The organism is Haloglomus salinum, from assembly GCF_024298825.1.
In the GTDB taxonomy this organism is placed as follows: Archaea; Halobacteriota; Halobacteria; order Halobacteriales; family Haloarculaceae; genus Haloglomus; species Haloglomus salinum.
In genome coordinates this window covers 383372-409748 of sequence record NZ_CP101153.1, presented here as the reverse complement: position 1 = coordinate 409748, position 26377 = coordinate 383372, and the positions used below count along the sequence as shown (strand labels likewise).

At 68.4% G+C, this 26377-nt stretch carries 26 protein-coding genes and 1 pseudogene; 12 read left to right on the top strand and 15 right to left on the bottom strand.

From position 1 onward, the window contains the following. Positions 1–52: 52 nt before the first annotated feature. Both NL115_RS01870 and NL115_RS01865 read right to left on the bottom strand, forming a co-directional pair. Positions 53–373, bottom strand: coding sequence for a DUF5779 family protein (locus tag NL115_RS01870; protein ID WP_434084005.1), 321 nt, complete (start codon positions 371–373; stop codon positions 53–55). An 82-nt stretch (positions 374–455) separates the two neighbouring features. Further along, the gene (locus tag NL115_RS01865; RefSeq protein ID WP_254831531.1) at positions 456–911 is read right to left on the bottom strand and encodes a ferritin-like domain-containing protein; all 456 of its coding nucleotides are present in this window, start codon (positions 909–911) and stop codon (positions 456–458) included. Positions 912–1301: 390 nt separating this feature from the next. Here NL115_RS01865 and NL115_RS01860 point away from each other — a divergent pair, with 390 nt between their 5' ends. The 7 genes and pseudogenes from NL115_RS01860 to leuD all read left to right on the top strand — a co-directional run bounded on the left by NL115_RS01860 (position 1302) and on the right by leuD (position 9078). Then, the gene (locus tag NL115_RS01860) at positions 1302–2525 is read left to right on the top strand and encodes a LeuA family protein (RefSeq protein ID WP_254833133.1); all 1224 of its coding nucleotides are present in this window, start codon (positions 1302–1304) and stop codon (positions 2523–2525) included. Positions 2526–2963: 438 nt separating this feature from the next. Next, positions 2964–4745, top strand: coding sequence for a biosynthetic-type acetolactate synthase large subunit (gene ilvB, locus NL115_RS01855; RefSeq protein WP_254831530.1), 1782 nt, complete (start codon positions 2964–2966; stop codon positions 4743–4745). Continuing rightward, positions 4742–5386 (top strand): annotated as a pseudogene (ilvN, locus tag NL115_RS01850) (acetolactate synthase small subunit); the annotation flags it as partial. The gene ilvB and the pseudogene ilvN, both read left to right, overlap by 4 nt. 254 nt (positions 5387–5640) lie before the next feature. Then, positions 5641–6708, top strand: a complete 1068-nt coding sequence (gene ilvC, locus NL115_RS01845; RefSeq protein ID WP_254831529.1) for a ketol-acid reductoisomerase — start codon at positions 5641–5643, stop codon at positions 6706–6708. 6 nt (positions 6709–6714) lie between these two features. After that, positions 6715–7032, top strand: coding sequence for a DUF7989 family protein (locus NL115_RS01840; RefSeq protein ID WP_254831528.1), 318 nt, complete (start codon positions 6715–6717; stop codon positions 7030–7032). A gap of 1 nt (position 7033) precedes the next feature. Beyond that, a complete protein-coding gene (gene leuC / locus NL115_RS01835; protein ID WP_254831527.1) occupies positions 7034–8455 on the top strand; it encodes a 3-isopropylmalate dehydratase large subunit in 1422 nt (473 codons plus the stop codon). Beyond that, entirely contained in the window at positions 8452–9078 is a 627-nt protein-coding gene (gene leuD, locus NL115_RS01830) for a 3-isopropylmalate dehydratase small subunit (RefSeq protein ID WP_254831526.1), read from the top strand. The genes leuC and leuD overlap by 4 nt, the downstream gene beginning before the upstream one ends. 33 nt (positions 9079–9111) lie before the next feature. On the opposite strand, the gene NL115_RS01825 is transcribed toward leuD, so the two are convergent. Beyond that, positions 9112–9861 carry a response regulator gene (locus tag NL115_RS01825; protein WP_254831525.1) on the bottom strand — a complete coding sequence of 250 codons (750 nt, stop codon included), beginning with the start codon at positions 9859–9861 and terminating at the stop codon, positions 9112–9114. A gap of 108 nt (positions 9862–9969) precedes the next feature. On the opposite strand from NL115_RS01825, the gene leuB reads away from it, so the two are divergent. Then, the gene (gene leuB, locus NL115_RS01820; RefSeq protein WP_254831524.1) at positions 9970–10950 is read left to right on the top strand and encodes a 3-isopropylmalate dehydrogenase; all 981 of its coding nucleotides are present in this window, start codon (positions 9970–9972) and stop codon (positions 10948–10950) included. Positions 10951–10979: 29 nt separating this feature from the next. Here the strand turns inward: leuB and NL115_RS01815 are convergent, their stop codons facing one another. The 3 genes from NL115_RS01815 to NL115_RS01805 form a co-directional block, all read right to left on the bottom strand. After that, positions 10980–11459: a DUF5799 family protein gene (locus tag NL115_RS01815; RefSeq protein WP_254831523.1), complete on the bottom strand. Its 480-nt coding sequence runs from the start codon at positions 11457–11459 to the stop codon at positions 10980–10982. Positions 11460–11568: 109 nt separating this feature from the next. Beyond that, positions 11569–11856, bottom strand: a complete 288-nt coding sequence (locus NL115_RS01810) for a hypothetical protein (RefSeq protein ID WP_254831522.1) — start codon at positions 11854–11856, stop codon at positions 11569–11571. A gap of 167 nt (positions 11857–12023) precedes the next feature. After that, entirely contained in the window at positions 12024–12653 is a 630-nt protein-coding gene (locus NL115_RS01805) for a helix-turn-helix transcriptional regulator (protein ID WP_254831521.1), read from the bottom strand. A 145-nt stretch (positions 12654–12798) separates the two neighbouring features. Here NL115_RS01805 and NL115_RS01800 point away from each other — a divergent pair, with 145 nt between their 5' ends. Further along, positions 12799–13479 carry a hypothetical protein gene (locus tag NL115_RS01800; protein ID WP_254831520.1) on the top strand — a complete coding sequence of 227 codons (681 nt, stop codon included), beginning with the start codon at positions 12799–12801 and terminating at the stop codon, positions 13477–13479. A gap of 101 nt (positions 13480–13580) precedes the next feature. Here NL115_RS01800 and phoU read toward each other — a convergent pair whose 3' ends face one another. Together phoU and NL115_RS01790 are read right to left on the bottom strand one after the other, a co-directional pair. Continuing rightward, complete coding sequence (gene phoU / locus NL115_RS01795; RefSeq protein WP_254831519.1) at positions 13581–14258, bottom strand: phosphate signaling complex protein PhoU; 678 nt, start codon at positions 14256–14258, stop codon at positions 13581–13583. A gap of 53 nt (positions 14259–14311) precedes the next feature. Then, positions 14312–14548: a DUF8029 family protein gene (locus NL115_RS01790; RefSeq protein WP_254831518.1), complete on the bottom strand. Its 237-nt coding sequence runs from the start codon at positions 14546–14548 to the stop codon at positions 14312–14314. Between the two features lie 353 nt (positions 14549–14901). Here NL115_RS01790 and NL115_RS01785 point away from each other — a divergent pair, with 353 nt between their 5' ends. Then, positions 14902–18054, top strand: a complete 3153-nt coding sequence (locus NL115_RS01785; RefSeq protein ID WP_254831517.1) for an adenosylcobalamin-dependent ribonucleoside-diphosphate reductase — start codon at positions 14902–14904, stop codon at positions 18052–18054. A gap of 198 nt (positions 18055–18252) precedes the next feature. Here NL115_RS01785 and NL115_RS01780 read toward each other — a convergent pair whose 3' ends face one another. Next, positions 18253–18798: a hypothetical protein gene (locus tag NL115_RS01780; protein WP_254831516.1), complete on the bottom strand. Its 546-nt coding sequence runs from the start codon at positions 18796–18798 to the stop codon at positions 18253–18255. Between the two features lie 158 nt (positions 18799–18956). Here NL115_RS01780 and NL115_RS20690 point away from each other — a divergent pair, with 158 nt between their 5' ends. Next, entirely contained in the window at positions 18957–19073 is a 117-nt protein-coding gene (locus NL115_RS20690; RefSeq protein WP_350355276.1) for an HVO_2523 family zinc finger protein, read from the top strand. Position 19074: 1 nt separating this feature from the next. Here the strand turns inward: NL115_RS20690 and NL115_RS01775 are convergent, their stop codons facing one another. From NL115_RS01775 to NL115_RS01750, 6 genes are all read right to left on the bottom strand, one after another. Then, entirely contained in the window at positions 19075–19731 is a 657-nt protein-coding gene (locus NL115_RS01775) for a TVP38/TMEM64 family protein (RefSeq protein ID WP_254831515.1), read from the bottom strand. 220 nt (positions 19732–19951) lie between these two features. Beyond that, positions 19952–22453: a DUF11 domain-containing protein gene (locus NL115_RS01770; RefSeq protein WP_254831514.1), complete on the bottom strand. Its 2502-nt coding sequence runs from the start codon at positions 22451–22453 to the stop codon at positions 19952–19954. Positions 22454–22700: 247 nt separating this feature from the next. Next, positions 22701–23360, bottom strand: coding sequence for a helix-turn-helix domain-containing protein (locus NL115_RS01765; RefSeq protein WP_254831513.1), 660 nt, complete (start codon positions 23358–23360; stop codon positions 22701–22703). 244 nt (positions 23361–23604) lie between these two features. Further along, the gene (locus NL115_RS01760; RefSeq protein ID WP_254831512.1) at positions 23605–23925 is read right to left on the bottom strand and encodes a DUF8036 family membrane protein; all 321 of its coding nucleotides are present in this window, start codon (positions 23923–23925) and stop codon (positions 23605–23607) included. Continuing rightward, a complete protein-coding gene (locus NL115_RS01755; RefSeq protein WP_254831511.1) occupies positions 23922–24236 on the bottom strand; it encodes a winged helix-turn-helix domain-containing protein in 315 nt (104 codons plus the stop codon). The genes NL115_RS01760 and NL115_RS01755 overlap by 4 nt, the downstream gene beginning before the upstream one ends. Beyond that, positions 24236–25792, bottom strand: coding sequence for a molybdopterin-dependent oxidoreductase (locus tag NL115_RS01750; RefSeq protein ID WP_254831510.1), 1557 nt, complete (start codon positions 25790–25792; stop codon positions 24236–24238). Before NL115_RS01750 ends, NL115_RS01755 begins: the two co-directional genes overlap by 1 nt. 147 nt (positions 25793–25939) lie before the next feature. On the opposite strand from NL115_RS01750, the gene NL115_RS01745 reads away from it, so the two are divergent. Beyond that, positions 25940–26353: a DUF5830 family protein gene (locus NL115_RS01745; RefSeq protein WP_254831509.1), complete on the top strand. Its 414-nt coding sequence runs from the start codon at positions 25940–25942 to the stop codon at positions 26351–26353. Positions 26354–26377 lie beyond the last annotated feature (24 nt).

Below are 26377 nucleotides of genomic sequence, written 5' to 3'. Positions count from 1 at the left end.
GAGTCCTGCAGAGAACCACCGTTCTTTGCCCCGTCCAACCGCTCTCCGTCGCCTACAGCCGGTCCGTATCTATCTCCACGTCGGGCGGCGAGACCACGAGGAAGCCCCGGAAGTGCATCAGTTCGCCGCCGAGTTCGCGCACGTCGCGGGCGAAGCCGGCGGCGAGTTCGTTGAGGTCGCCCTCCACGTCGAGCACGAGGACGGCGCCGTCCTGGATGGCGGCGATCCACTCCTCGGGGTCTTCGGAGCCGTCCAGCACGCCCAGTTCGACGCGGTCGAACGCCTTCGGGGTCGGGTCGTCCATCTCCCCCTCGGCGGCCTGCAGGTCGAGGTCGCTCAGTGGCCCGCCCGTCGACTCGTTCTCGTCGCTCATGGCCGAGGGGTCGGGAGGGGGCGGCAAAAAGGTCGCGGCAGGGTCCGACGCGCGGCTGTCACCGGCCCGGACGGGCTGGGCGTCAGTCCTGAGCGTACTCCTTGCGGAAGCCGCGGAACTCCGTGCGATGGGCCTCCTCGTCCGCCAGCAGGGTCACGGCGAGGTCCTCGGTGACGGGGTCGTCGGCGGCCTCGGCAGCGTCGACGAGGTCGCGATACGTCGCGATGGCGTCCTCCTCGGCCTCGATGACGCCGTCGATGACACCGAGGACGTCGGTGGTGTCCTCGGGCGGCTGGAGCGAGTCCTGGTTGGCGACGAACGCCTCGCTGCCGGGGACGTTCTCGTCGAGCTGTTTCAGTCGCTCGCCCAGCATCCGGGCGTGCTGGAGCTCCTCGTCGATATCGAGTTCGAGGGACTCCTTGATCTCCTCGGCCCGGACGCCGTCGAGGACGATGCTGTTCGACAGGTAGTTCATCACGGTCTCGATCTCGTCCTGGTACGCCTTCTGTAGCAGCCGAGTTACCTCGTCGTCGCTCATACCGTCGGGACTTACGCGCTCCGAACTTAGATGTGTACCGGCGGTTCCCAGTCGGTGACTCCGGGAGTGACCGGGCGGGTCCGGGCGAGGGCGGACACGTGTCCACCCGACCGGCGCGCGCTGGCCGCGCGCGAGTTGATTCTGGGGGAAGAACTGTGGAAGTTACACGCGCCGTCGATATAGACCGCCCGGGTCGTGCTACGTCGTGTCGTGGTTCACGAGGGGCCTCCTGCACTCGTACACCGTCTGAGCCGCTTGATTTCCCCCCTGCGCCGGTGAAAGGGGCCTGTTCGGTTCGGTGGCCGCAGACGCTGCCGCGACGACAGTATTAAATAGTCGGGAGCATCCAGTGTCGGATAGCCATGACAGGCAACACCGAGGGTTCGTCGACTGAGTCGGCGGGTCGAGTTCTTCCAGGGCACGCTTGATTCCACTGGAGAGATAGACGAGGCACGAATTTTCGACACCACGCTGCGCGACGGTGAGCAGTCGCCACGCACATCGTTCTCGTACGAGGACAAGCGCGAAATCGCCGAGGTCCTCGACGAGATGGGCACCCACGTCATCGAGGCCGGGTTCCCCGTGAACTCCGACGCGGAGTTCGAGGCCGTGAGCGACATCGCCGAGAGCACCCGCCACTCGACCGTGTGCGGGCTGGCGCGGGTCGTCGACAAAGATATCGAGGCGGCGCTGGACTCGGGCGTGGGCATGGTCCACGTCTTCTGTTCGACCAGTGACGTCCAGCTGGAGGACTCGATGCACGCTTCCCGCGAGGAGGCCGTCGAGCGCTCCGTGGACGCGGTCGAACGGGTCAAGGAGGCCGGCGCGACCTGCATGTTCTCGCCGATGGACGCCACCCGAACGGACGAGGCGTTCCTGAGCGAGGTCGTGGAGGCCGTCTCGAAGGCGGGAACCGACTGGATAAACATCCCCGACACCTGCGGGGTGGCCACGCCGCGACGCTTCTACGACATGGTCGAGGGCGTCGTGGGGACGGCCAACGAGGCCGCGACGGAGGTCGGCCAGGGCGAGGTGTACGTGGACGTCCACACCCACGACGACTTCGGGCTGGCCTCGGCCAACGCGATTTCGGGCTACGAGGCCGGTGCGACCCAGTCGCAGGTGTCGGTCAACGGTATCGGCGAGCGCGCGGGCAACGCGGCCTACGAGGAGGTCGTGATGAGCCTCGAGTCGCTGTACGACGTGGATACGGGCATCGACACCACGCGCATCGTGGAGCTGTCCCGTATCGTGGAGGAGAAGTCCGGCATCGACGTGCCGGCCAACAAGCCCATCGTCGGCTCGAACGCGTTCAGCCACGAATCCGGTATCCACGCGGCCGGGGTCATCGAGAACTCCGATACCTTCGAACCCGGCGTGATGACGCCGGAGATGGTCGGCGCGAAGCGCGAACTCGTCCTGGGCAAGCACACCGGGCAGCACTCGGTGCGCGAACGCCTCGAGGAGGAGGGTTTCGCCCCGACCGACGAGGAGGTCCGCGAGGTCACCCGGCGGGTGAAGGATTACGGCGCCGAACAGGGCCGCGTCACGCTGGCGCACCTGAAGGAGTTCGCCCGCGAGATCGGCGTCACCCGTGAGGAGGTCAGGGTCTAGGCCCATGCCCCCTCATCCGGTCGTCGCGCCCACGAGAGTGGTACGTACCCAGCCGGCCACGAGCGGCTGCGCTGGCGGACGTGTGACCGGGCTGTGCGCCGACGTGGGCAGGCGGCACACCCGCGTGGGCCACCGCGCCCGCGCTCGGGGCCGCGCGACACGACAGCGTTTTACCACAGCAGTGCACTACCAACGACGTGATGACACGGCGTGTCGCGCCCACGCGGGTTCGTGGTGCCAGCGACGCGTCCGTGCGCCGTCTCCTCTCGATTCTGGGTATTGTAGGGGCCGCCTAGCCCCGACATCACCCATTCCATCGACGTTGCCGCAGTTCACGACCAACAGCACGCGTTCGCGTGTTGTCGGCAGTATCCGCGAGAAACCACCGATGTACGACGGAACCAACCACCCAACCCCGGACCGACGGAGGTATCGACCATGAGCAAGGAACAACCGAAGCCGGTGTCGCCCACGACCGAGACCGAGGCGACACCTGACGAGACCGAGGCCGACGAGGAGCCGACCGGTCGCGGTGCCGTGACCGGCGCCGAGACGGTCGTCGAGGCGATGGAGAACGCCGGCGTCGAGTACCTGTTCGGCGTGCAGGGCGGCGCCATCATGCCCGTCTACGACGCGCTGTACGACTCGGAGATGACCCACATCACGATGGCCCACGAGCAGGGGGCCGCGCACGCGGCCGACGCGTACGGCATCGTGAGCGGGGAGCCAGGCGTCTGCATGGCCACCTCCGGGCCGGGCGCGACCAACCTCGTCACGGGACTGGCCGACTCCAACATGGACTCGGACCCGGTCGTCGCGCTGACGGGACAGGTCCCGACGGATTTCGTCGGGAGCGACGCCTTCCAGGAGACCGACACCATCGGCGTCACCCGCCCCATCACGAAGGAGAACACGTTCGCCTCCGACCCGGACGAGGTCGGGACGGACGTGAGCGAGGCGTTCGCGCTCGCTAGCGAGGGTCGCCAGGGTCCGACCCTGGTCGACCTGCCCAAAGACGTCACCAAGGGCGAGACGGAGCGGCGCCCGGGCGCGCCGAAGACGCCGAAGACGTACGACCCGCCCGAGCGTGCGGACCCGCAGGCGGTGCGCGACGCGGCCGACGTGCTCGCGAGCGCCGAGCGACCCGTCATCCTCGCGGGTGGCGGCGTCATCAAGGCCGACGCCAGCGAGGAGCTGCGCGAGTTCGCCATGGAGCACGAGATTCCGGTCATCACGACGATGCCGGCCATCGGCGCGTTCCCGGAGGACCACGACCTCTCGCTGGAGTGGGCCGGGATGCACGGCACCGGCTACGCGAACATGGCCATCACGAACTGCGACGCGATGTTCGCCGTCGGGACGCGCTTCGACGACCGGCTGACCGGCGGCATCGAGACGTTCGCGCCGGACGCGGACATCATCCACGCGGACATCGACCCCGCCGAGATATCGAAGAACGTCGAGGCCGACTACGGCCTGCTGGGTGACGCGGCACACGTCATCAGCCAGGTCCACGAGGCGATGCCGACCGCGCCCGACTGCGAGGCGTGGCGGGACACCTGCCAGCAGTGGAAAGCGGAGTACCCGATGGACTACTCGGCGCCCGAGGACGAGCCGGTCAAGCCGCAGTTCGTCGTCGAGGCGTACGACGCCGCGACCGACGACGACACCATCGTCACCACCGGCGTCGGCCAGCACCAGATGTGGGCCTGCCAGTACTGGATGTTCACCGAGCCCCGGACCTGGGTCTCCAGCCACGGGCTGGGGACGATGGGCTACGGCCTGCCGTCCGCAATCGGCGCGCGTCTCGCCGCGGACGACGACCAGGACGTCGTCTGCTTCGACGGCGACGGCTCCTTCCTGATGACGCTGCAGGAGCTGTCCGTCGCGGTCCGCGAGGACATGGACATCACCGTCGTCGTCCTCAACAACGCCGCGGTCGGGATGGTCCGGCAGTGGCAGGACGCGTTCTTCGAGAAGCGCCGGATGGCCTCCGAATATCCCTGGGTGCCGGAGTTCGACACCCTCGCCGAGGCGTTCGGCGCGAAGGGCTTCCGCGTGGACACGTACGAGGAGCTCCCCGACGTGGTCGAGGAGTCGCTGGCGTACGACGGCCCGAGCGTCGTCGACGTCCACATCGACCCCGAGGAGAACGTCTATCCGATGGTCCCGAGCGGCGGCGACAACGGGCAGTTCGCACTGTCGGAGGACCAGTTATGAGCAGCGACGAGACCCCGCCCCGTGCCGAGCGCGACGCCGAGGACCGCAAGGGTGGCCTGCACGGGCCCGAGCCGAGCGAGCGGATGCGCCCGGTCGGACGCCGGAACTCGCAGGGTATCCGCATCGACCCCGAGGCCGAGGCAGAACACCTCCCGCGCCGGACGGTCATGACCGCGCTCGTGGAGAACGAGCCGGGTGTGCTGTCGCGCGTCTCGGGCCTGTTCAGCCGGCGCCAGTTCAACATCGAGTCGCTGACGGTCGGCCCCACGCAGGAGGACGACTACTCGCGCATCACCATCGTCGTCGAGGAACCGGACCCGAACATCGACCAGATCGAGAAGCAGCTGAGCAAGCTCGTTCCGGTCGTGAGTGCCCGCGAACTGGACGGACAGCCCGTCTCCCGCGAGCTGGTGCTGCTGAAGGTGAACGGCGAGGAGCCGGACAAGGTCCACGCCATCACCGAGATGTACGACGGCACCACGCTCGACGCCGGGCCCCGGACCATCACGGTCCAGATAACCGGCGACGAGGGGAAGATCGACGACGCCATCGACGCCTACGAGCAGTTCGGCATCCGGGAGATCGCCCGGACCGGGCAGGCGGCGCTGGCCCGTGGCGAGACCGCCACGGCGCCCAACGATGCCATCGCCGTCACGGACGGCAGTGGCTCGCGCGAGGAGTCCGCGGTGACCGCGCCGGCCAACGACGCGGACGCGCCGGACCCGGAGTACGAGCGGCCCGCCGTCACGGCGCCCGCCAACCGGGAGGCCGCCGTGGACGTGCCCGCCAACCGCGAGCGCGTCATCTCCGTGCCGGCCAACGAGGAGACAGACGACGAGGCGAATACTGACGGGACCGCGCACGACGAGGGCGCGGCCGACGAGGTGACTGACGAATGAGCACGAACGACGACGACGGAGACGAGGAGTTCACGACGACGGTCTACTACGACGACGACGCCGACCTCGGTGCGCTGGCCGAGCAGACGGTGGCGGTGCTGGGCTACGGCAGCCAGGGCCACGCGCACGCCCTGAACCTGCACGAGTCCGGCATCGATGTCGTGGTCGGCCTGCGCAAATCATCGAGTTCCCGCGAGGCCGCCGAGGCCGAGGGGCTGCGCGTGACGACCCCGAAGAACGCCGCCAGCGAGGCCGACCTCGTGAGCGTGCTGGTGCCCGACACCGTCCAGCCCGCCGTCTACGACGAGATCGAGGACGAACTGGGCCCCGGCGACACGCTCCAGTTCGCACACGGCTTCAACATCCACTACGGGCAGATCGAGCCCAAGGAGGAGGTCAACGTGACGATGGTCGCCCCGAAGTCGCCGGGCCACCTCGTCCGCCGGAACTACGAGCACGACGAGGGCACGCCCGGCCTGCTGGCGGTCTACCAGGACGCGACCGGCGAGGCCCACGACGTGGGGCTGGCGTACGCGAAGGCCATCGGCTGCACCCGCGCGGGTGTCGTCGAGACCTCGTTCCGCGAGGAGACCGAGACCGACCTGTTCGGCGAGCAGGCCGTCCTCTGTGGCGGCGTGACCTCCCTGGTCAAGCAGGGGTACGAGACGCTCGTCGACAACGGCTACTCCCCGGAGATGGCCTACTTCGAGTGCCTGAACGAGCTGAAGCTCATCGTCGACCTGATGTACGAAGGTGGGCTCGGCGAGATGTGGGATTCGGTCTCCGACACCGCCGAGTACGGCGGCCTCACCCGCGGTGACATGGTCGTCGACGACCACGCCCGCGAGAACATGGAGGAGGTCCTCGAGGCGGTCCAGGACGGCACCTTCGCGCGCGAGTGGATCAACGAGAACCAGGCGAACCGTCCCTCCTACAAGCAGCTCCGGCAGGCCGAGAAGGACCACGAGATCGAGGCGGTTGGCGAGAACCTGCGCTCGCTGTTCGCGTGGGGCGAGGACGCCGAGGCGGAGGGAGAGACAGCCGAGACACCCGCGGACGATTAGATACCAATGACCAAGGACACACCGGACGAGAACGCACCGAAGACACTGGGCGAGGTCAGCCACACCAACCCGTTCACGGGCGAGGTGTTCGGCTCGACGCAGACCTACGACCGCGGCCGCACCGTCGCTGCTGACGGAGGAGCAGACCCCGAGCGGGAGGCCGAGGTCGCCGAGGAGAGCGAGGCCGAGACCGCGGCCGACGGGGGCGAGCGCGACGCCGAGTCCGAGGAACTGCGCGACGTCGAGCACACGCCACCGGGCGACGCCGAGGGGACCAACGGCGTCTACGAGCGCGGCCACGAGGGCCGCGAGGAGAACCGCTAGCATGAGTGAGGGCACGCTCTACGACAAGGTCTGGGACCGCCACAAGGTCACGACGCTGCCGAACGGGCAGGACCAGCTGTTCGTGGGTCTGCACCTCATCCACGAGGTGACGAGCCCGCAGGCGTTCGGGATGCTCCGCGAGCGCGACCTCGAGGTCGCCCGCCCGGACCTGACCCACGCCACGGTCGACCACATCGTCCCGACAGCGGACCAGTCGCGGCCGTACAGCGACGACGCCGCCGAGGAGATGATGGCCGAACTCGAGGAGAACGTCCGCGAGGCGGGTATCGAGTTCGACGACCCCACCACGGGCAACCAGGGCATCGTCCACGTCATCGGGCCGGAGCAGGGCATCACCCAGCCCGGCAAGACCATCGTCTGCGGTGACTCCCACACCTCGACGCACGGCGCGTTCGGCGCGCTGGCGTTCGGTATCGGGACCTCGCAGATTCGCGACGTGCTGGCGACCCAGACGGTCGCCATGGAGAAGCAGAAAGTACGGAAGATCCAGGTCGACGGCGAACTCGGCGAGGGCGTCGAGGCCAAGGACATCATCCTGGAGATAATCCGTCGCCTGGGAACCGAGGGCGGCGTCGGCTACGTCTACGAGTACGCCGGCGAGGCCATCCGGAACCTGGACATGGAGGGCCGGATGTCCATCTGCAACATGTCCATCGAAGGCGGGGCCCGCGCGGGCTACGTCAACCCCGACGAGACCACCTACGAGTGGCTTGCGGAGACCGACTACTTCCAGGAGAACCCCGAGGAGTACGACGACCTGAAGCCGTACTGGGAGTCCATCCGCAGCGACGACGATGCCGAGTACGACGACGTCGTCACCATCGACGCCTCCGAACTCGACCCCGTCGTCACGTGGGGGACCACGCCCGGTCAGGGCGTCGGCATCCACGACCCCATCCCGGCACCGGAGGACCTGGCCGAGGACAAGCAGGACACGGCCCGGCGCGCCCAGGAGCACATGCGCGTCGAACCCGGCGAGACGATGGAGGGGTACGACATCGACGTGGCCTTCCTCGGCTCCTGTACGAACGCCCGCCTGCCCGACCTGCGGCGTGCCGCCCGCATCGTGAAGGGCCGGCAGGTCGCCGACGACGTGCGCGCGTTCGTCGTCCCCGGCAGCCAGCGCGTCCAGCAGGCCGCCGAGGAGGAGGGCCTCGCCGACATCTTCCGCGAGGCCGGCTTCGACTGGCGGAACGCGGGCTGCTCGATGTGTCTGGGCATGAACGAGGACCAGCTCGAGGGTGACGAGGCGTGTGCCTCCTCCTCGAACCGGAACTTCGTCGGCCGGCAGGGGAGCAAGGACGGCCGGACCGTCCTGATGAACCCCCGGATGGTGGCCGCCGCGGCCATCACCGGCGAGGTCACAGACGTGCGCGACCTGAAGGAGGTGACCGTCGCATGAGTTCGGGCGACCCCACCGAGGAGATTCCGGAGGTCGACTACGTCGAGGGGGGCGGCATCCCCATCCGCGGGAACGACATCGACACGGACCAGATCATCCCCGCGCGGTTCATGAAGGTCGTCACCTTCGATGGCCTGGGCCAGTTCTCCTTCTTCGACCTGCGGTTCGACGACGACGACAACGAGAAGGACCACCCCATGAACGAGGAGCGGTTCCAGGACGCGAACATCATGGTGGTCAACAACAACTTCGGCTGTGGCTCCTCCCGGGAGCACGCGCCGCAGGCCCTGATGCGCTGGGGCATCGACGCGCTCATCGGCGAGTCCTTCGCCGAGATCTTCGCCGGCAACTGCCTCGCGCTCGGCATCCCCACCGTCACGGCCGACCACGAGACCATCACCGACCTGCAGCAGTGGGTCGACGACAACCCCGATGGCGATATCGAGGTCGACGTGGCCGCCGAGACCGTCAGCTACGGCGGGCAGGAGGTCGGCGTCTCCGTCGACGACGCCCAGCGGAAGGCACTGGTCGACGGCATCTGGGACACGACCGCGCTGATGAAGGCCAACGAGCAGGCCATCGCGGAGACGGCCGCGGACCTGCCGTACGTCAGGGGCGACTGAGCGTCGACTGGGACTGCTGCGTTCCGGTCGCCGTCACTCCTCGACGAGGCGGACGATGACCTGTGCCACCTTCTCGCCGCGGTAGTGGCCCGGCGCGGTCGCGACGACCGCCTGCTTCACCGTGTCGTCGACCGTCTGGAGTTTGAACTCGGCCCGTGGGGCCGGCTCTCCCTCGTCCATGAGCTGTGCGAACCGTCCGTCGGCGGCCTCCTGGTACTCCGGGTGGACGAACTCCGGCATCGGCGTGCCCAGCAACTCCGCGGCGCTGTCTGCCTGGAGGAACTCGACGGCCGCGTCGTTGGCATAGCGGAGGCCTTGGTCCGGCCCGAACAGCGCGATGGGGACCGGCGCCGTGTCGACGAGGTTGTGGTAGCGCTCCTCGGAACGGTACCGGCTGACCGCGTCCCGGACGCGCTTTGCGAGTATCTCGTAGCAGTCCCGCCCGCCGCTCTTCTGGAGGTAGTCGGTGACGCCCGCGCCGATGGCCTGGCTGGCGATCTCCTCGCTCCCCTTCCCCGTGAACAGGATGAAGGGGAGGTCCGGATGGGCCTCTCGGACCGCCTCAAGCAGTTCGAGCCCGCTGCGCCCGGGCATGTCGTAGTCGCTCACCACGCAGTCCACCGACTCCGCCTCGAGCCGCTCCAGTGCCGCCTCGGCGTCGGGGGCGGTCGTGACCGTGATATCGTCGGCGACGAGTTCGAGCATGTCGTCGGCGAGGTCGGCGAACGCCGGGTCGTCCTCGACGTGCAGGACGGTGATGTCGCCGGTTCCGGGCTCGACCATGTGGACTCGGTAGGTCTCTCGCCTGTCGACAGTTATAGCTGGGGGTGCCGAACCGCGTCGTTTGCGCGGACCGACACCCTCTTTCGCCGGCCCCGCGGACTCCGTGGCATGACAGACGAAATCGTCGTCATCGAGGGCGACGGTATCGGACAGGAGGTCGTTCCGGCCGCAGTCGAGGTGCTGGAGGCCGTCGACGCAGACTTCACGTTCACACACGCCGACGCGGGCGACGCCGTACTCGCGGAGACGGGTGAGGCGCTCCCGCAGGCGACCTACGACGCGGTCCAGGCGGCCGACGCGACGCTGTTCGGTGCGGCCGGCGAGACTGCCGCGGACGTGATTCTCCCGCTCCGAGAGGCCGTCGGCTCGTTCGTCAACGTCCGCCCCGCGACGGCCTACCCCGGCGTGGACGCGCTCCGGCCGGAGACGGACGTCGTGTTCCTCCGCGAGAACACCGAGGGCGTCTACGCGGGCCACGAGGACCGGCTCTCCGAGGACCTCTCGACGCTGACGCGCGTCGTCACCACCTCCGCGTCGGAGCGACTGGCGGAGTTCGCCTGTGACTACGTCACGGAGCGCGACATGGACGGCTTCCAGGTCGCGCACAAGGCGAACGTGATGCGCGAGACGGACGGTCGGTTCCGGGACGCCGTCGTCTCCGTCGCCGACGAGCGCGGTGTCGAGACCGAGGAGGTACTGATGGACGCGTTCGCGACCCGGCTCCCGCTCGACCCGACGGCGTTCGACGTGGTCGTCTGCCCCAACCTCGCGGGCGACGTGCTGAGCGACCTGGCCGCCGGCCTCGTCGGCGGTCTTGGCCTGCTGCCGTCGGCCAACATCGGCACCGACAACGCACTGTTCGAACCGGTCCACGGCACTGCGCCCGACATCGCCGGGCAGGGGGTCGCCAACCCCGCCGCGACCATCGTCTCGGCGGCGATGCTGCTGGAGCACCTGGGCTACGACGAGGCCGGCGCCGACGTCCACGCCGCCGTCGAGGCCGTGCTCGCCGACGGGCCGCGCACGCCGGACCTGGGTGGCGATGCCTCGACCGAGGACCTGACGGCGGCGGTGCTGGAGCGACTGTAGACGGGGAGACCGGGACCGAACGCGGCCCCTTACTGCTGTTCGACGTACGCTCGGCGAATCTCCGCCCAGCGCCCGTTCGACTCGAGGTAGGACTGGAGTTCCGTCGCGTAGGCGTCGGCGAGGCGCTCGGCCTCGCGGAGCTGGTCCTCGTCGATCTCGTCGACATCGTCGTTGCTGTCGAACCCGAGTGCACCCTTCACCGAGTCGAGGATGCCGTTCCCACCGCCCGAATCGGGCTCCTGCCCGGCCGCCATCGCGGCCTGGGCCTCGCGGGCCCGCTCCAGTTCGGGGAGCACGTCACGGAGGCTGTCGGTGTTGGCCACCAGTTCGGCGGCCGCCTCGTCGCCGGCGTTCTCGATGTCGAACTCGACGGCGGTCATCACCATCCCCCACTCCTGCCGGGAGAAGACCGACCGGTCGACCTCGCTCGAGAACTCACTGTCGACTGCCATCCGGGCCCCGACGATGCGGTCCGACCACGGTGTGCTGTCGGGGTCGTCGTCTGTCATGGGCCGCCGTTCGGGCCTCGGGGCAATCAGCGTTTCCCGTCGACAGCCGCGAGAACAGGGGGCGAATCGGACGGACGGGATAGGGTGGGGCCGTCCGCGTGGAGTCGCTCTATTCCTCGTCGTCGTAGTCGACGACGTAGATTCCGTCACCCTGTCGGGTCACTTCCTCCTCCTCGAAGTCGAGGGTGATGGACTCGTCGGCGGTGAGCTTCTGGTCGTACTCCTCGCCGTCGTCGTCGTGTTCGATGTCCCAGTCCTCGAGGTCGATGTGGACCGGGTCGTCGGTCGCCGATGCGTCCGTGTCGGTGCCCGCGTCGGGGGCGGCGGCGACGCCGCCGGTGCCGACGGCCAGGATGGCCGCCGCCGCGAACGCGAGCGCGAGTAGCTTGCTCGTCATGGGGCTGTCGAGCGGTACGGGAACGCCCGGCCCGTCTGTCGGCGGTCCGCAGCGGGCGTCGGCCCGTCGCCGCTCGGGTTAACGTGTGATGAAAACCCGGATAAGGACCCGTTGAGAACGTGTTTCTGGAAGGTTTTCGGAACGGTTCCGCGGCGTTCCGCCCCTCTTCACTGCAGGAGGACGATGTTCCCCATCCCGCGGCGCTTGCGCTCGACGAGGTCCTTGGTCTCCAGGCTGTCGAGGGTCCGGCTGACGGTGGCCTTCGAGAGGTCGCTCTCGTCGACGATCTCGGCCTGTGGCAGGACGCCGTCGGCGTCGAGGAGGAGTTCGTACACCTCGGCCTCGTTGTTCGCGAGGCGGTCGGCCTTCTCCTCCCACTCGCGGCGCCGCGCCTCGAGGAGTTCGTCGCTCGGGTCGGGGTTGTCCCCCTCATCGGGGAACCGTCCGTCCGGCGTCTGGGCGGCTCCGTCGGCCCGTGCGACGGGCCGGGCGTCGCCGGGGCCGGGTGGGGTCGCCACGCCGACGGCGTCGTCGGTCGGGTTCGACTCGGCCGCCGGGTCGGGGTCGCTCGTCAGGAGGTAGGTGCCGCTCGCGCCCAGCAGGCACGCCGCGACGGTCACCACCCCCACGTCCCGGTACCGGAAGTAGCCGCCGAGCTCGGCGACCTCCGTGCCGCGCTCGCCGACCGAGACGACTACCGGGGAGGGGTTGATGAGCTGCAACGCGAGGACCAGGGTCGAGGCGACGAAGACGCCGGCGGCGAACAGGTGTTCGCTGTGGAGGGCCCGCAGGTCCATACGTGACCCGACCACATACGGCGCCTAATGACCACCGATATCTGGCGATGATATGGGCGCGAAAGGGGGATGAAACGCCCGTGAAACGCGTTTCAGCCGCGTTCCATCGTAGCGCCCATTAGCTCTTCCACCGAACGTGAACACCATGCGCCGCGACATCTCCGTCAGGGTCGCCACGCTCCTCGGGCTCGCTGTCCTCGGACTCGGCCTCGCCGGGGCCGGTGCCGCGCTGGGCGTCGGCGGTCCGGTGACGGCTGATGAGTCGTCGCTCGGAGTCGCTGTCGGCGAGGGGAACGTCACGCTCTCCGACGGCGGGCGGGAGATGACCGTGCTGAACGACACGCGCGGGGTCGAGGCCATCGAACTCCGGACCCAGGGCGGCGACCTCGTCATCGATGCCGAGCGAGCGTCCCCGCTGACCGCGGCGGAGCGCGAGCGGGCCCGCGCGGTCGTCCGGGCCAACGCGACCATGCGTCGGCACCTGGACGCGATGGGCGCGTACGAACTCGTCGTAGAGCCGATTCCGAAGCTGGAGACCACTGACGAGGACGTGACCGTCTACAACGTCACGAGGGTCGGTAACGGCTCGGCAGAGTCGGCGACGTTCCGCGTCGTCGGGGAGGCGGGCGACGGGTCAGCGTCGACCGGCTCGAGGGGCGACGACTCGGTCACCCTCCGGCGCGACCGGACCTACGTCGAGGACCGGGCCAGTGTCGGGGTCCGGGACCCGACGACCGGCGAGGAGGCCTACTCCGTGACGGTCGACCTGGCGAACGGGACCCTCACCCGCATCACCGACTGGGGCGCCGTAGGAGAGAATTCGTAATCCGGTACCGGCCGTCGAGTCGCCCGATGCGTCGGCGACCGACCTGAACATGTCCCGGTTCGGCGGTGCTGCGAGGAGGCCCGATCAGCGACTCACTCGCGTCAGTAGATGAGCTCGTCGTCGTTCTCGATCATGTACAGCGCGCGGGCGGCGATGTTGACGGCGTGGTCGCCGACGCGTTCGAGGTCGCGGATGGTCAGCAGGAGCCGTGAGACATCGTCCATCAGGGCGTCCACGTCGGTCTCCTCGGGGTCGTCGAGTTCCGTCTCGATGAGCGAACGGACGACCTCGTCGGAGGCGTGTTCGCACTCGGCGTCGACCTCGTCGTCGCGTTCGGCGACCGCGCGGCAGGCCTCGGGGGACTCCTCGGCGTAGGCGGCCATCGCGTCCTCGAGCATCTCCAGCACGGTGTCACCGATGCCCTGGACGTCGACGTCGGGGTAGCGTTCCTCGCCGGCCTCGAGTGTGTAGTCGCCGATGTTGGTCGCGAGGTCGGCGACCCGTTCGAGGTCGGTGATGATCTTGAACGAGGCGGCGATGAAGCGGAGGTCGCTGGCGACCGGCTGCTGCAGCGCGAGCAGGTCGATGCAGTCCTGCTCGAGGTCGAGGTACATCCGGTTGATCTCGTCGTCCCCCTCGATGACCTCCCACGCGGTCTCCTCGTCGCGCTGGGCCAGTGCGGACAGCGCTGTCCGGAAGCGTTCGATGACGACCTCGCTCATGTAGAGCACGTCCTCACGGAGTTGCTCTAGCTGCGACTGGTAACTCTCACGGGGCATAGACGCAAGGAAGCAATATCTCCCTATATAAATTGGGTCTCGTCAGCCGGTCGTCAGACGCCGACGGCACCGGGGACTCCGACCAGTCCGACGAGGTTCTGGAGCGGACCGAGCAGTCCGAGGAACCAGAGCGCGGCCACCACGATTGCGGCGATGATGGCGATGCGGACAGCCATCTTGAGGACGAACCGGACGACCACGACGGCCAGGAGCGCGAGTATCACAGCTCCGACAAGTCCGACGGGAGACGCGAGCGCGCCCAGCTGCAGCGGTGCAAGCACGGGAAGCATGTTTCGGTTCACACTGCCCGTCGGGGTAAGCGTGTCGGCCGTCCGACGTGCGGCTTGCAACCCCCCATCACTTCCAGTCGAAATCGTGCTCCAGTCTGGTGGTTCTCGGGCTCCGACTTTCACTTTCACTTCGGTTTACCCACGTTCATTAACGCAGGGACAGTCACAACAGGTCGTGTCGCGCGGATGCCCGCGCGAGGCCAGTCATAGCGAGTTGGTACAGTGCCGATAGTTCAGCATCAGATATCTGACAGACGCCCGTGCTACCGAGGGTTAATCGGTAGGGAGCGACAACACATCACCATGACACACCATTCGGATTTCACTCTTGTACGAGGAGGGGGACGGCAGCGATGAGTGCGGAGACACCCGACGCGGACGCCGACGAGGTCGTGCTCCCGGTCAAGCGGACCGAGGGCGACACGATGGAGGAGCGGCTCACGGGGAACGCCTACCACAACATCCTGCCGGCACGCTATCTGAAGAAGGACGCCGACGGGAACTTCGTCGAGGAGCAGGAGGACCTCTTCCGGCGGGTCGCCAACAACATCGCGCTCGCGGAGGCCGTCTTCGAGGCCGAGCGCCGGGATATCGAGGTCACGGTCACGCCGGACCTGCTGAAGCCGGACCACCCACGTCGCGACGAACTCGCCGCGGAGGTCTTCGGTGAGGGGACCACCGCGGCCGACGATGCGGAGACGACGCTGGACATCCACAACGTCAACAAGTTCTCGTACGAGACGCTCGTTCCGGAGCTGCCCGACGAAATCCAGAGCCACGTCGAGTCGACGGCCGACGAGTTCCAGAACCTGATGGAGCAGCTCTCCTTCATCCCGAACTCGCCGACACTGATGAACGCCGGCGACGAGCTCCAGCAGCTCTCGGCCTGTTTCGTCGACTCACCCGGTGACGACCTCACCGACATCCATCAGACCGCGAAGGAGGCCGCCGAGGTCTTCCAGTCCGGCGGCGGCATGGGGTATGCCTTCTGGCAGCTCCGGCCGTACGGCGACCCGGTCGGCTCGACCGGCGGCATCGCCAGCGGCCCGATGACGTTCATGGAGACGTTCGACCAGATGTGCGAGACCATCGCCCAGGGCGGCGCCCGGCGGGGCGCCCAGATGGGCGTGATGCGCGTCTCACACCCTGACGTCATCGAGTTCCTCCACGCGAAGAACAAGGACGTCTCGCTGGCCCACACCCTGCGGCTGAACGACCCCGACGACTACACCCACACCGACTTCTCCGACGCGCTCGCGGAGGCCCGCGAACTCATCGACGACGAGGGGCGCGTCCCGGAGCACCTGCGGAACGCCGTCGAGGGGCACCTCTCGAACTTCAACATCTCCGTCGGCATCACCGACGACTTCATGGAGGCCCTGCAGAACGGCGAGGAGTTCACGTTCACCAACCCCCGGACGGGCGAGCCCCACATCGCTACCGAGGAGACCAGAGAGATGTACGGGCGCTACGGGCTCGGCGACCACGTCGAGCCGGGCGAGGAGCTCACCATCGACCCCGAGCTCATCTGGGACCGCATCGTCGACGGCGCCCACGAGAACGGTGAGCCGGGCGTCATCTATCTCGAGCGGGTGAACAAGCAGCACTCGTTCGACGTCGATGAGCACCCGGACCACCGCATCCTCGCGACGAACCCGTGCGGCGAGCAGCCCCTCGAGGAGTACGAGGCCTGCAACCTCGGTCACATCAACCTCTCGACGCTCGCGGCCCACGACTCGCCGGACTGGCGCGTGTTCAAGGACAGTCGCCCGGACAGCGAATCCCTCGAGGACTCCGTCGAGGCGTTCCTGCAGGAGTCACTGGACATCGGCGAGTTCGAGCGTCGCATCGAACTCGGGACGCGCTTCCTCGAGAACGTCGTCACGATGTCGGACTTCCCGGTGCCCGAGATCGAGGAGAAGGTCCGGGAGATGCGGAAGATCGGTCTGGGCATCATGGGTCTCGCCCAGCTGTACATCCAGCTGGGCGTCCGCTACGGCAGCGAGGAGGCCAACGAGATCGCCCGGCAGGTCATGATGAAGATCAACCACGACTCGAAGTGGGCCAGCCACAAGCTGGCCGAGGAGCGTGGCTCCTTCGCCGAGTGGGACAACTCGAAGTACGAGAACCCGACCGAGTACGCCGACTGGTTCGAACACCATACCGGCCTCGACGCCGACGAGTGGGAAGACGGGTTCCCCATCCGGAACCACAACACGACGACCATCGCACCGACGGGCACGACCTCGATGGTCGGCAACACGACGGGGGGGTGCGAGCCCATCTACAACGTCGCCTACTACAAGAACGTCTCCGACGACGTGCAGGGCGACGAGATGCTCGTCGAGTTCGACGACTACTTCCTCCGGACCCTGGAGGCCAACGACATCGACGTCGACGCCGTCAAGGAGGAGGCCAAAGAGCAGATGGCCGCCAACGAGTTCGACGGCGTCGAGGGCCTCGAGACGGTCCCGACGGCAATCGGCGAGCTGTTCGTCGTCACCTCGGACCTGACCGGCAAGGAGCACGCCGGCGTGCAGTGTGCCTGCCAGGACGGGGTCGACTCGGCCATCTCGAAGACCTGCAACTTCCCCAACACCGCCACCAAGGAGGACATGGACGAGGTGTATCGCTACATCTACGAGAACGGCGGGAAGGGCGTCACCGTCTACCGTGACGGGACCCGCTCGAAGCAGGTCCTCACGACCCGCGCGGACAACGCCGAGTTCTCGGAGATGGACGAGTCCGAGGCCGCTGCCGCCATCCTCGAGCAGGTCGACGAGGCCTTCGGCGGGCTGGAGGCCTTCCTCGACAACGAGGAGGTCCGCGCCCAGGCCGAGGCCGACATCGCGGCCCTGCTGGAGGATGCGGGTAGCAGCGAGGTGCAGATGGGTGAACTGCAGGCCCGGCCGGACACGCTCCACGGCGTCAGCCAGCGCGTGAAGACTGGCTACGGCAAGCTGTACGTCACCATCAACGAGGACCCCGAGACGGGCCAGCCGTTCGAGGTCTTCGCCAATATCGGCCACTCCGGTGGCTACACCAACTCCTTCACGGAGGCACTGGGCAAGGTCATCTCGACCGCCCTGCGTGCCGGCGTGGACCCCGAGGAGATCGTCGACGAACTCCGCGGGACCCGGTCGCCGAAGGTCGCCTGGGACAAGGGCGAGCAGATCAACTCCATCCCGGACGCCATCGGGACGGCGCTCAGCCGCTACATCGAGGACGAGATCGACAAGCCGTACCCCAAGCAGACCAGCCTGGACGAGGCGGTCGACGCGGATGCCTCCACCAGCACCGGGACCCCCGAGCCCGAGAACGAACCCCCCGAGCCGCCGACGCCGGAGACGGACGGCGGCGCGGGCGCTCGCGCGGCCGACCAGGGCGATACCCAGTCGCTCATCGAGGCCGGCGAGAGCCCCGAGTGCCCCGACTGTGGCGGCATGAACCTCTACTTCTCGGAGGGCTGCAAGACCTGCGAGTCCTGCGGCTGGTCCGAGTGCTGACGGCGTAAGTCGGCAAATCCGACTTCTACCCTCTTATCTGGGGCTATAAATCATTGACTCGGATATTGCGGGCGAATATCTACATCTCTCCTACTTCTGTCTCGGTAAACTACGAACGCCCCGGCAGAGAGGGCGGATTCGTCGAGCGGACCGTAGCCGTCGAGAACTGCACGGGGCACGGACCACGGGAGGTCCCGGCTACTCGTCACAGAGGCCGTCGTTGTCGCGGTCGTTGTCCTCGTTGTAGTTCGGGTCGCCGTCGTTCGTCCCGCAGCCGTCGTCGGCGGTGTCGCCATCCCGGAACCCGCCACCGACGCGGTCGTCGTCCGAGGGTGGATCCGCGAAGGTTGTGGTATCGTTCACCGGCGTCTCGGTCGGCTGAGGGCCCAGCGCCTCCAGCGACTCGCCGGCGGCATCGTGGGCCGCATCGCCGACCCCGGCCACGACCCCCGGACCGGCCACGACCAGGACGACGACGAGCGCGAGCGCGATACCCCCGGAGGCTGGACGGCCGAAGAAGCTGATTCCACCGGCCAGGAATCCGACGGCACCCAGCAACAGGGCTCCGAGCGATGCGACGAAGCTACCCGCGAGGAGGAGGCCGACTCCGGCGTGGACCTGCGTGAGTCCCACCCCGACGCCGCCGAGCGTGAGGAGGTTCTTGGGTCGCCATATCAGGTCCGTCAGGAACAGCCTGGTGACGCCCCCGAGATTCCGGAGAAGTCGCCGCCGCAGATGACCCATTGCTACGTTTCTGGAGAGTAGACGGATAACCGCTTGGATGGGTCGTACCGGCCGTGCCGGCCGCTCGGGTCACGGCATCGCTCCCCGGCTGTCTGTGAACGGACAGCGCGTGCGGTCCCAGTCGTCGGATTGAGGTACTGCGGGGCCGAGGCAACTCCATGAGCGGGCCGCCGACCTGTCCGATGTGCGATGCGGACCTCTACAGGCGCCACTGCAAGTACGTCTGCCCGCAGCACGGTACCATCATGGATTGCAGCGACAACTTCTGGACCTGACTCACTCCACCGGCGACCTGCGCCCCTCCCGCCACCGCCGGTAGAGGGGCCCACCGAGCACGAGCACGGCCAGCGCTGCCAGCCCCACCACGAGCGGGAGGCCGGCGCCGACGCCCTCGACCGTGAGCGTCTCCAGCGACGACCCCAGGAGAACACCCGCGACGACCCACGGCAACTCGCCGAGCGCCGTCCCGAGGACGAACCGACCGAGCGAGAGCCCAGACAGGCCCGCGCCGTAGGAGACGGGGTCCGGTGGGAGCGGCATCAGTCGCAGTCCCGTGAGGCCGCGCACGTCGCCGGTCGCGGCGAAGAAACGCTGGCCGGAATCCCCGGCCTGTGCGAACAGCCCGGCGTCGCCTGTTCGGCGCGCGAGCAGGTATGCCGGGCTACAGGTGACGACGGCGCCGACGAGCGCGACCGGGATGGCAACCGGCCCGTAGAGGAAGCCCAGCAGGATGGAGAGGGCGCTGATGGGCCACGCGACGAGCGGACGCAGGAGATACGCCGCCAGCAGCGCCGGCGCGAACAGGAGCGGCCGGGCCGCGAGCGCGTGGAGTTCGGTGACGGCCCGGCCGGGCGAGGCGAGGAGCGCCGCCGCGAGGACGACCCCCCCGAAGAGGGCCGCGCCGAACAGTTGCCGCCGGGTCGCGCGCTGCACACCCGGGGTGTGTGGAAGCGCCGATATACGTCTTCTGACCGACTGCCGCGTCGGTCGGTGGGAATCGGGTGTCTCGCCTCGGTCCACGCCCTGCCGGGTCCCCGCCAGGGACGCCCTATCGGCTACGGAGTGTGTGGTCGGTGAACGGCTCGGTCGAACTCCCGCCGCCGTAGACCACCGAACGGCAAGGCGGAGGTCACGGACCTGGCCGTAGGCGGTCTCAGGTGTTCGTAATCACGTGGGTGACACAGCCCTCGTCGACGATGGCGCCATCCACGATCAGGTCCGCGCAGTTCTGGACGGCGTCCGAACCGCCGGGGAACTGTTCCGCCGGGACGAGTTGGACGGTCAGCGTCAGCGTCGGGAGGCAGTTTCCGGGCGAGAGCGTCCCGTTGTTGGGGTGGGTCGCGGTGACGACGCCACCACTCGCCGAGACGCTCCAGCCGCTCCCGGACGCGGAGACGAACGACATCCCGTCGGGCAGGTCGTCGGTCACGGTGACCTGGCCGTCACACTGTGCGTCCGTCGGGTTACAGACCGTGATGTCGTACTCCTCCTGCTCGCCGTAGGTGAACTGTGTCGCGGCCACCTTCTCGACGGTGAGGCCGTTACAGCTCTCGACCGGCTGCGTGACGGTCACGACCGCGCAGTCGCGGTCGTTCCTCGCGTTCACGTCGCTACCGTCGATACTGACGCAGTTGCGGATCTGATCGCCGGTCTCGTCGATCGAGCCGACATCGACCGTCAGGGTCAGCGCCGGGAGGCAGTCCCCGGGCGCGAGCCCGTTGGCGTTGCCGTGCGTCGCGGTGACGACGCCGCCGCTCTGGCTGACACTCCAGCCGGTCCCGTTCGCCGAGGCGTACGTCACACCGTCGGGCAGGTCGTCGGTGACAGTCACCTGCTCGTCGCAGTCGCCGTCGCCCTCGTTACAGACCACGATGTCGAACTCGGTCGTCTCCCCCGCGGTCACCACGCCGCCACCAGCATGGGTCTTGGTGACCGCAAGGTCGCACTCGCCCGCGGCGGGCCGGACGGGCACGCTCACGCAGTTCTGGTTGTTGTCGGGGTTCGCGTCCGTGCCCTCGATGCTGGCACAGTTGCGGATCTGGTCGCCCGTCTCCTCGATGGCGCCGATCTGGACGTTCAGCTCCATCGTCGGGAGACACTCGCCGGGGTCGAGCCCACCGCCGTTGGCGTGGGTCGCCGTCACGACTCCGCTGGACTCGCTGAAGCTCCAGCCGGTGCCGCCCCCCGTGTCGAAGGTCACGCCGCTCGGGAGGCCGTCGACGACCGTGACGGGGTCCGTACAGACGCCGTCGCCCTCGTTACAGACCTCGATCTGGAAGGCGGCGGGACTCCCCTCGGTCACGGCGTCGGCGCCGAAGCTCTTGGTGACCGCCAGGTCGCACTCGCCGTCGAGTTCGCCGGGCTCGACGGGGACGCTCACGCAGTCGCGGTCGTTGGCGGCGTTCGAATCCGCGACCTTGAGGTTCGCACAGTTGCGGATCGCGTCGCCGGTGACGGACATCGAGCCGATATTGACGGTCAACTCGAGCACTGGGAGACACTCCCCGGGGTCGAGCCCACCGCTGTTGTCGTGGGTCGCGACGACCGACCCACCGCTCTGGCTGACGGACCAGCCGGTGCCGCTCGCCGAGTCGAAGGTTACGCCGGCCGGCAGGCCGTCGACGACCGTCACGTCGTCCTCGCAAATCTCGTCCCCTTCGTTACAGACCTCGATCTCGAACGTGGCGGAACTCCCCTCCGTCACGGTGTCGCCGTCGTACCGCTTGGAGATGGCCAGGTCGCACTCGCCGTCGAGTTCGCCGGGTTCGACCGGCACGCTCACGCAGTCGACATCGTTCGCGGAGTTCGCGTCGTCGACCTTGAGGCTCGCACAGTTGCGAATCGCGTCACCGGTTTCGGACATCGGTCCGATATCGAGCGTCAACTCGAGCACCGGGAGACACTCCCCGGGGTCGAGTCCGCCACTGTTGTCGTGGGTCGCGACGACGGACCCGCCGCTCTGCCCGACGGACCAGCCGGAGCCACCCCCCGTATCGAACGTCACGCCGTTCGGGAGGCCGTCGACGACCGTGACGGGGTCCGTACAGACCCCGTCGCCCTCGTTGCAGACCTCGATCTGGAAGGTGGCAGCAGTCCCTTCGGTGATGACATCGGCACCGTACCGCTTGGAGATGGCCAGGTCACACTCGCCCTCCGGTGGTTCGACGGGGACCTTGACGCAGTCGGTCTTGCTCCTCGTCTCGGAATCGCCCTGCTCGACGGTGGCGCAGTTGGCGACCTCGGGGCCGACCTCGGACGGCTGCCCGACCTCGACGGTCAGCGTCAGGGTCGGCAAGCAGTCCCCCCCGCCGAGGCCGTTCGAGTTCGGGTGCTCGCACGTGACGACCCCCCCGCTCTCGCTGGCCGTCCAGCCGCTCCCGCCGACCGAGTCGAACGTCGTCCCGCTCGGCAGGTCGTCGGTGACTGTCACGGCGTCGGTACACTCCTCGTCGCCCTCGTTGCAGACGCTGATCTCGAACTCGGTCGTTCCCCCGTACGTAACCGGGTCACCGGAGTGCTCCTTCGAGAGCGTCAGGTCACAGGGGTCGTCGGGGTTCGAACACCCCGCGAGGCCGACAGCACCCCCCGCTGCAACGACCTGGAGGGCCCGTCTCCGGGTGAAGTTCCCCCGCTCCGGTAGTTCGTCGTCGGTCATCGCTCGCCCCCGTGGAGCTGTCGGGATATCCCCCGTCGTCTTCCTGCCGTCGACCGTCTCCGCTCGTACCGTTCCCCCCGCCGTGAGAGTGCCCGTTCCGCGATATCAATTACCATTCTTTATGCCCCACTCGCTCCCCGCGGGTATCCTTCGAGGTTGACTGGGCAACTCGTTTATATACTCTGGGTAGATTCCTCTTGAGCAGCGGTTCTCGGAAGGAGTCTCGAAACAGCCGACAGGACCGCTGTCAGTCCCGGTCCGTATCCGAGGACAGCAGGACGCTCTCGAGGATCGCCTCGTTGCCTCGTCGGATGCGCTTCGAGGTCGCTTGCCTGCTGATTCCGAGTTCGCCGGCGAGTTCGTCGAGCTGCACCGCACTCGGGGACGCGAAGTAGCCTCGCCGGACCGCTAGCACGAGCGCTTCCCGTTGCTCCGGCGTCAGGTGGAACATCTGGCCACTCTCGACCGGTTCGACCTGGGTGTAGGTTCGACCGACGTGGATCGGAATCTCCTGCTCGCGGACGGCGTTGTAGAACGTCGAGAGGTCGTGGTGGTCGGGGAACCGAAGCCGGAACTCCCACGTGTCACCCCCCCGAGCCTCGAGGATGACGGCATCCGAACGGACGAAGGCCGCGACCAGGTCCGTCGGTGAGTCGTGCCATCCGAGTCGATACAGTCTCCGGCCCTCGAATCGGTCGAGCGAGGTCAGGGATTCGATGTCGGGATGGGAGCGGACGGTCTCCTCGAAGGTGAGATGATCGTCCCCGGTCGCCCACACGAACGGCGTGACCATCGACCCGGTCGGGACGACGCGCTCGAGTTCCAGGCGTAGTCCGGGCGGCGGTGCCAGCACCCGCCCGAGCTGGAACGCGTCCGCCTCGATGGTGAACTCCAGAAGGACGCTCATTTCCCTCACGTGGGCGCTGCAGTGGTATGGTGGTTCCTACTGACCAGTGCAGTCACCACTGTTCCGGGGAAGATCGAGGCGACACGGGGCTGCGGGCGAGCTGGTCGGCAGCCCGGAACACGGCCCCCTCGTCGCTGGCCCGGATGACCGGGGAACGGTCCCGGTCTCGTACTGTTGGCCGGGGGCTACCCCAGTGACCGATCCGCGACCCGCATGCAGCACGCACGGTTCTACCGGAACCACGCTACTGCATCGTCACGTAGGTCAGGAACCCGACCGCCAGCAGCTCCAGCACCCGCAGGACGACCACGGTCTGCTGGGCGACCGCCTCGCCGGAGTAGAGCATCCGGGTGGAGACGAAGAAGTAGACGGCGACCAGGTTCTCGGTCAGCAGGAGGCCGCCGAAGGCCGCGAGCCCGGCGGTCATCGGCGTCCGGAAGGTCCGGTAGTTCCGGAGCCAGACGACCGTCAGCGCGGCCAGCATGAGGGCGTTCAGGACGGAGATACCGGCCGCAGCCAGCAGCCACGGTGCCATGGCCGGCATCGACGCGAGCGGCAGCATCATTCCACCCCTCCGCCGGTCTCCCTGGCTTCGACGGCGTGGTCGACGGTCTCGAGAACCCGCTCGTAGGTGTCCCGATGCGCCTCGAAGCGGTCCGTGAGCCGGTAGACCGCACCGTAGTCGTCGCCGCTCCGGACGACGACCTCGTGTTCACGGAGCGTGTCGAGATGGTGCCGGACGGTGTTGTAGTCGACCCCGAGCGCCTCGGCCAGCCGGTTGGCGTTGCGCGGCTGTTCGTCGAGTGCGCGGACGATGCGGGCCCGGTTCTCGCTGCCACGCGTCCCGGCCAGCAGGTACCACAGTGACTCCTCCATCAGTCCACTCTCCGTGAGACCCAGCCGCTCGGGCCGCTGGGGTAGGGACCGCTGTCCTCCTGTGGCTGCAGCGTTCCCTCGCCGTCCACGGCCCGCACCACCACCTCGTGCGTGCTGCCGGGCGGCTCGTAGTCGTACCTCCACTGGCGCCACACGGCGCGCCCGGGCAGTTCCTCCGTCAGCTCGGCCTCGTTCCAGGTGCTCCCGCCATCCGTCGACACCTCGACGGTCCGGATGCCACGCGTCCCGGCGTATGAGTGCCCGGCGACCTGCTTGCGCCCGTCCGGGAGGTCGTTCACAGCGTACAGCTTCGCGACGGTATTGACCGGGCCGGTGCCGTGCCAGCCCTTCTTCTCCCAGTAGCCTTTCGCCGGCTCGTCGAGGATCTCCAGCTCGTCGACCCACTTCACGTGGATCTCCCCCCAGTGCCCGGGGACGACCAGTCGGGCCGGGTAGCCGTGGGCCCGCGGCAGGAGGTCGCCGTTCATCCGGTAGACGAGCAGTGACTCCCGGAGCGCAGCGACCGGGAACTCCTCGAAGAAGCTGTCGGCGCCCCGGGCCATCACACAGCATCGGTCCGGCACGTTCGCCGCCTCGAGCAGGTCGCCGACGCGGACGCCCTCCCAGAGTGCGGTGTCGGTCTTCTTCCCGTTGAGCCGCTCGCCGACACAGCGCAGCGTCGAGAACTCCAGCGTCGACTCGCGCTCGATGATATCCTGATAGTCGAAACTCGTCTCCTCGGGCACGGCGCCCGTGACCGACAGCGACCAGTCCTGGGCCTGTACCTGCGGGTTGACGGAGCTGATGTCGACGTGGTAGAACTCCTCGCTGACCAGCGGCTCCAGCCCGTCGACGCCGAAGCTCTTCTCCTCGGCCTCGGCCAGCAGCATCTCGGTCTCCGTCGGCGCGGGCGTCTCACCCGCCGCGGCCTGGGTGTCCGAGCCGTCGTCGCCGCTGCCGGCCTGCCCCGCGGCGGGTGTGGGGGGCGCAGCCGGCCCGCCGGACGCTGTCCGCCGGTTCCCGAGGAGCCAGCCGGCTGTCCCCAGCCCTGCGAGTCCTGCGAGACTGGTGACGACGCGGCGCCGGGCCGGCGACGGGTCGTCGGCCCGCGTCATGCGGCCCGCGAGTCCCGCCAGGCTGACCACCAGTGCCGCGGCCAGGCCCGCGCCCAGCGAGAGGACCGGCCGCCCGGTCAGCGCGGCGGTCGCGCCCCACACGGGGATGCCGGCGAACGGACCGGCCAGCGGTCGCAGGCCGGCCTGCTCGGCGATGGTCCGCCCCAGGCCGGCGAGCGTCCCGAGGACGAGCGTGCTGAGCAGCGTGGCGCCGATGAGGCTCAGTTGCTTCCCGAGGTCGCCCAGCACGACGATGGCGAACGTGATGAACGCGCCGGGGATGTATCGCGCGAGAACCGTCTCGACCGGTGCGACGACGTACGAGGGCGTGAAGCCGGCCGCGGCGTACGACCCGGCCACCGCCGCGCCGCCGGCCGCCAGCGCGACGAGCGCCGCGACCCACCGCTCCCGAATCGCCACCGTGAGTTCCTGTCGCTTCATCACCCGGGACGGGGGGAGCCACCCGTATACGCGTTCTTCAGACTCCCTCCGGGCTCCGTTGGGACACCGGCTAGGGTTCGTCTAGAATTCGTCTCGGTTTCGGCCGTGGGCGACAGGTTTTCGTCCGCGCCGGTCCCGCTCGGGCGTATGGCGCGCGACCGGCGCGGTGGCGACGGCGGTGCCGGACCACCGGGTGGCGATGCCGACGGCCACCCGGTCGAGCTGGGGGTCCAGCTCATCGAGCGCCTGGAGCACGCCGAGCTATCGCTGGCGGAGCTGGTCGACCGTATCGAGACGGTCACGACCCACCCCGCGACGACGCGGGCCATCATCGAGGCGGCCGAGAAGCGCGGCATCATCGAGCGCGACGGCGACACCGTGAAGCCGACGAGCGGGCGCTTCCTCACGTTCGAGAGCGAGGTCGTCGAGCGAAGCGGCGACTACGAGTGCAAGCGCTGCGGGAAGTCCCTCTCGGTCGGTCACTTCATCCGGCTGGAAGCGGGCGAACTCGGGCCGTTCGGGTCGTCGTGTATCGAGAAGGTCACCGGGCGGCGCGACTGAGACGGGGCCGGTCCCGGTCGACGG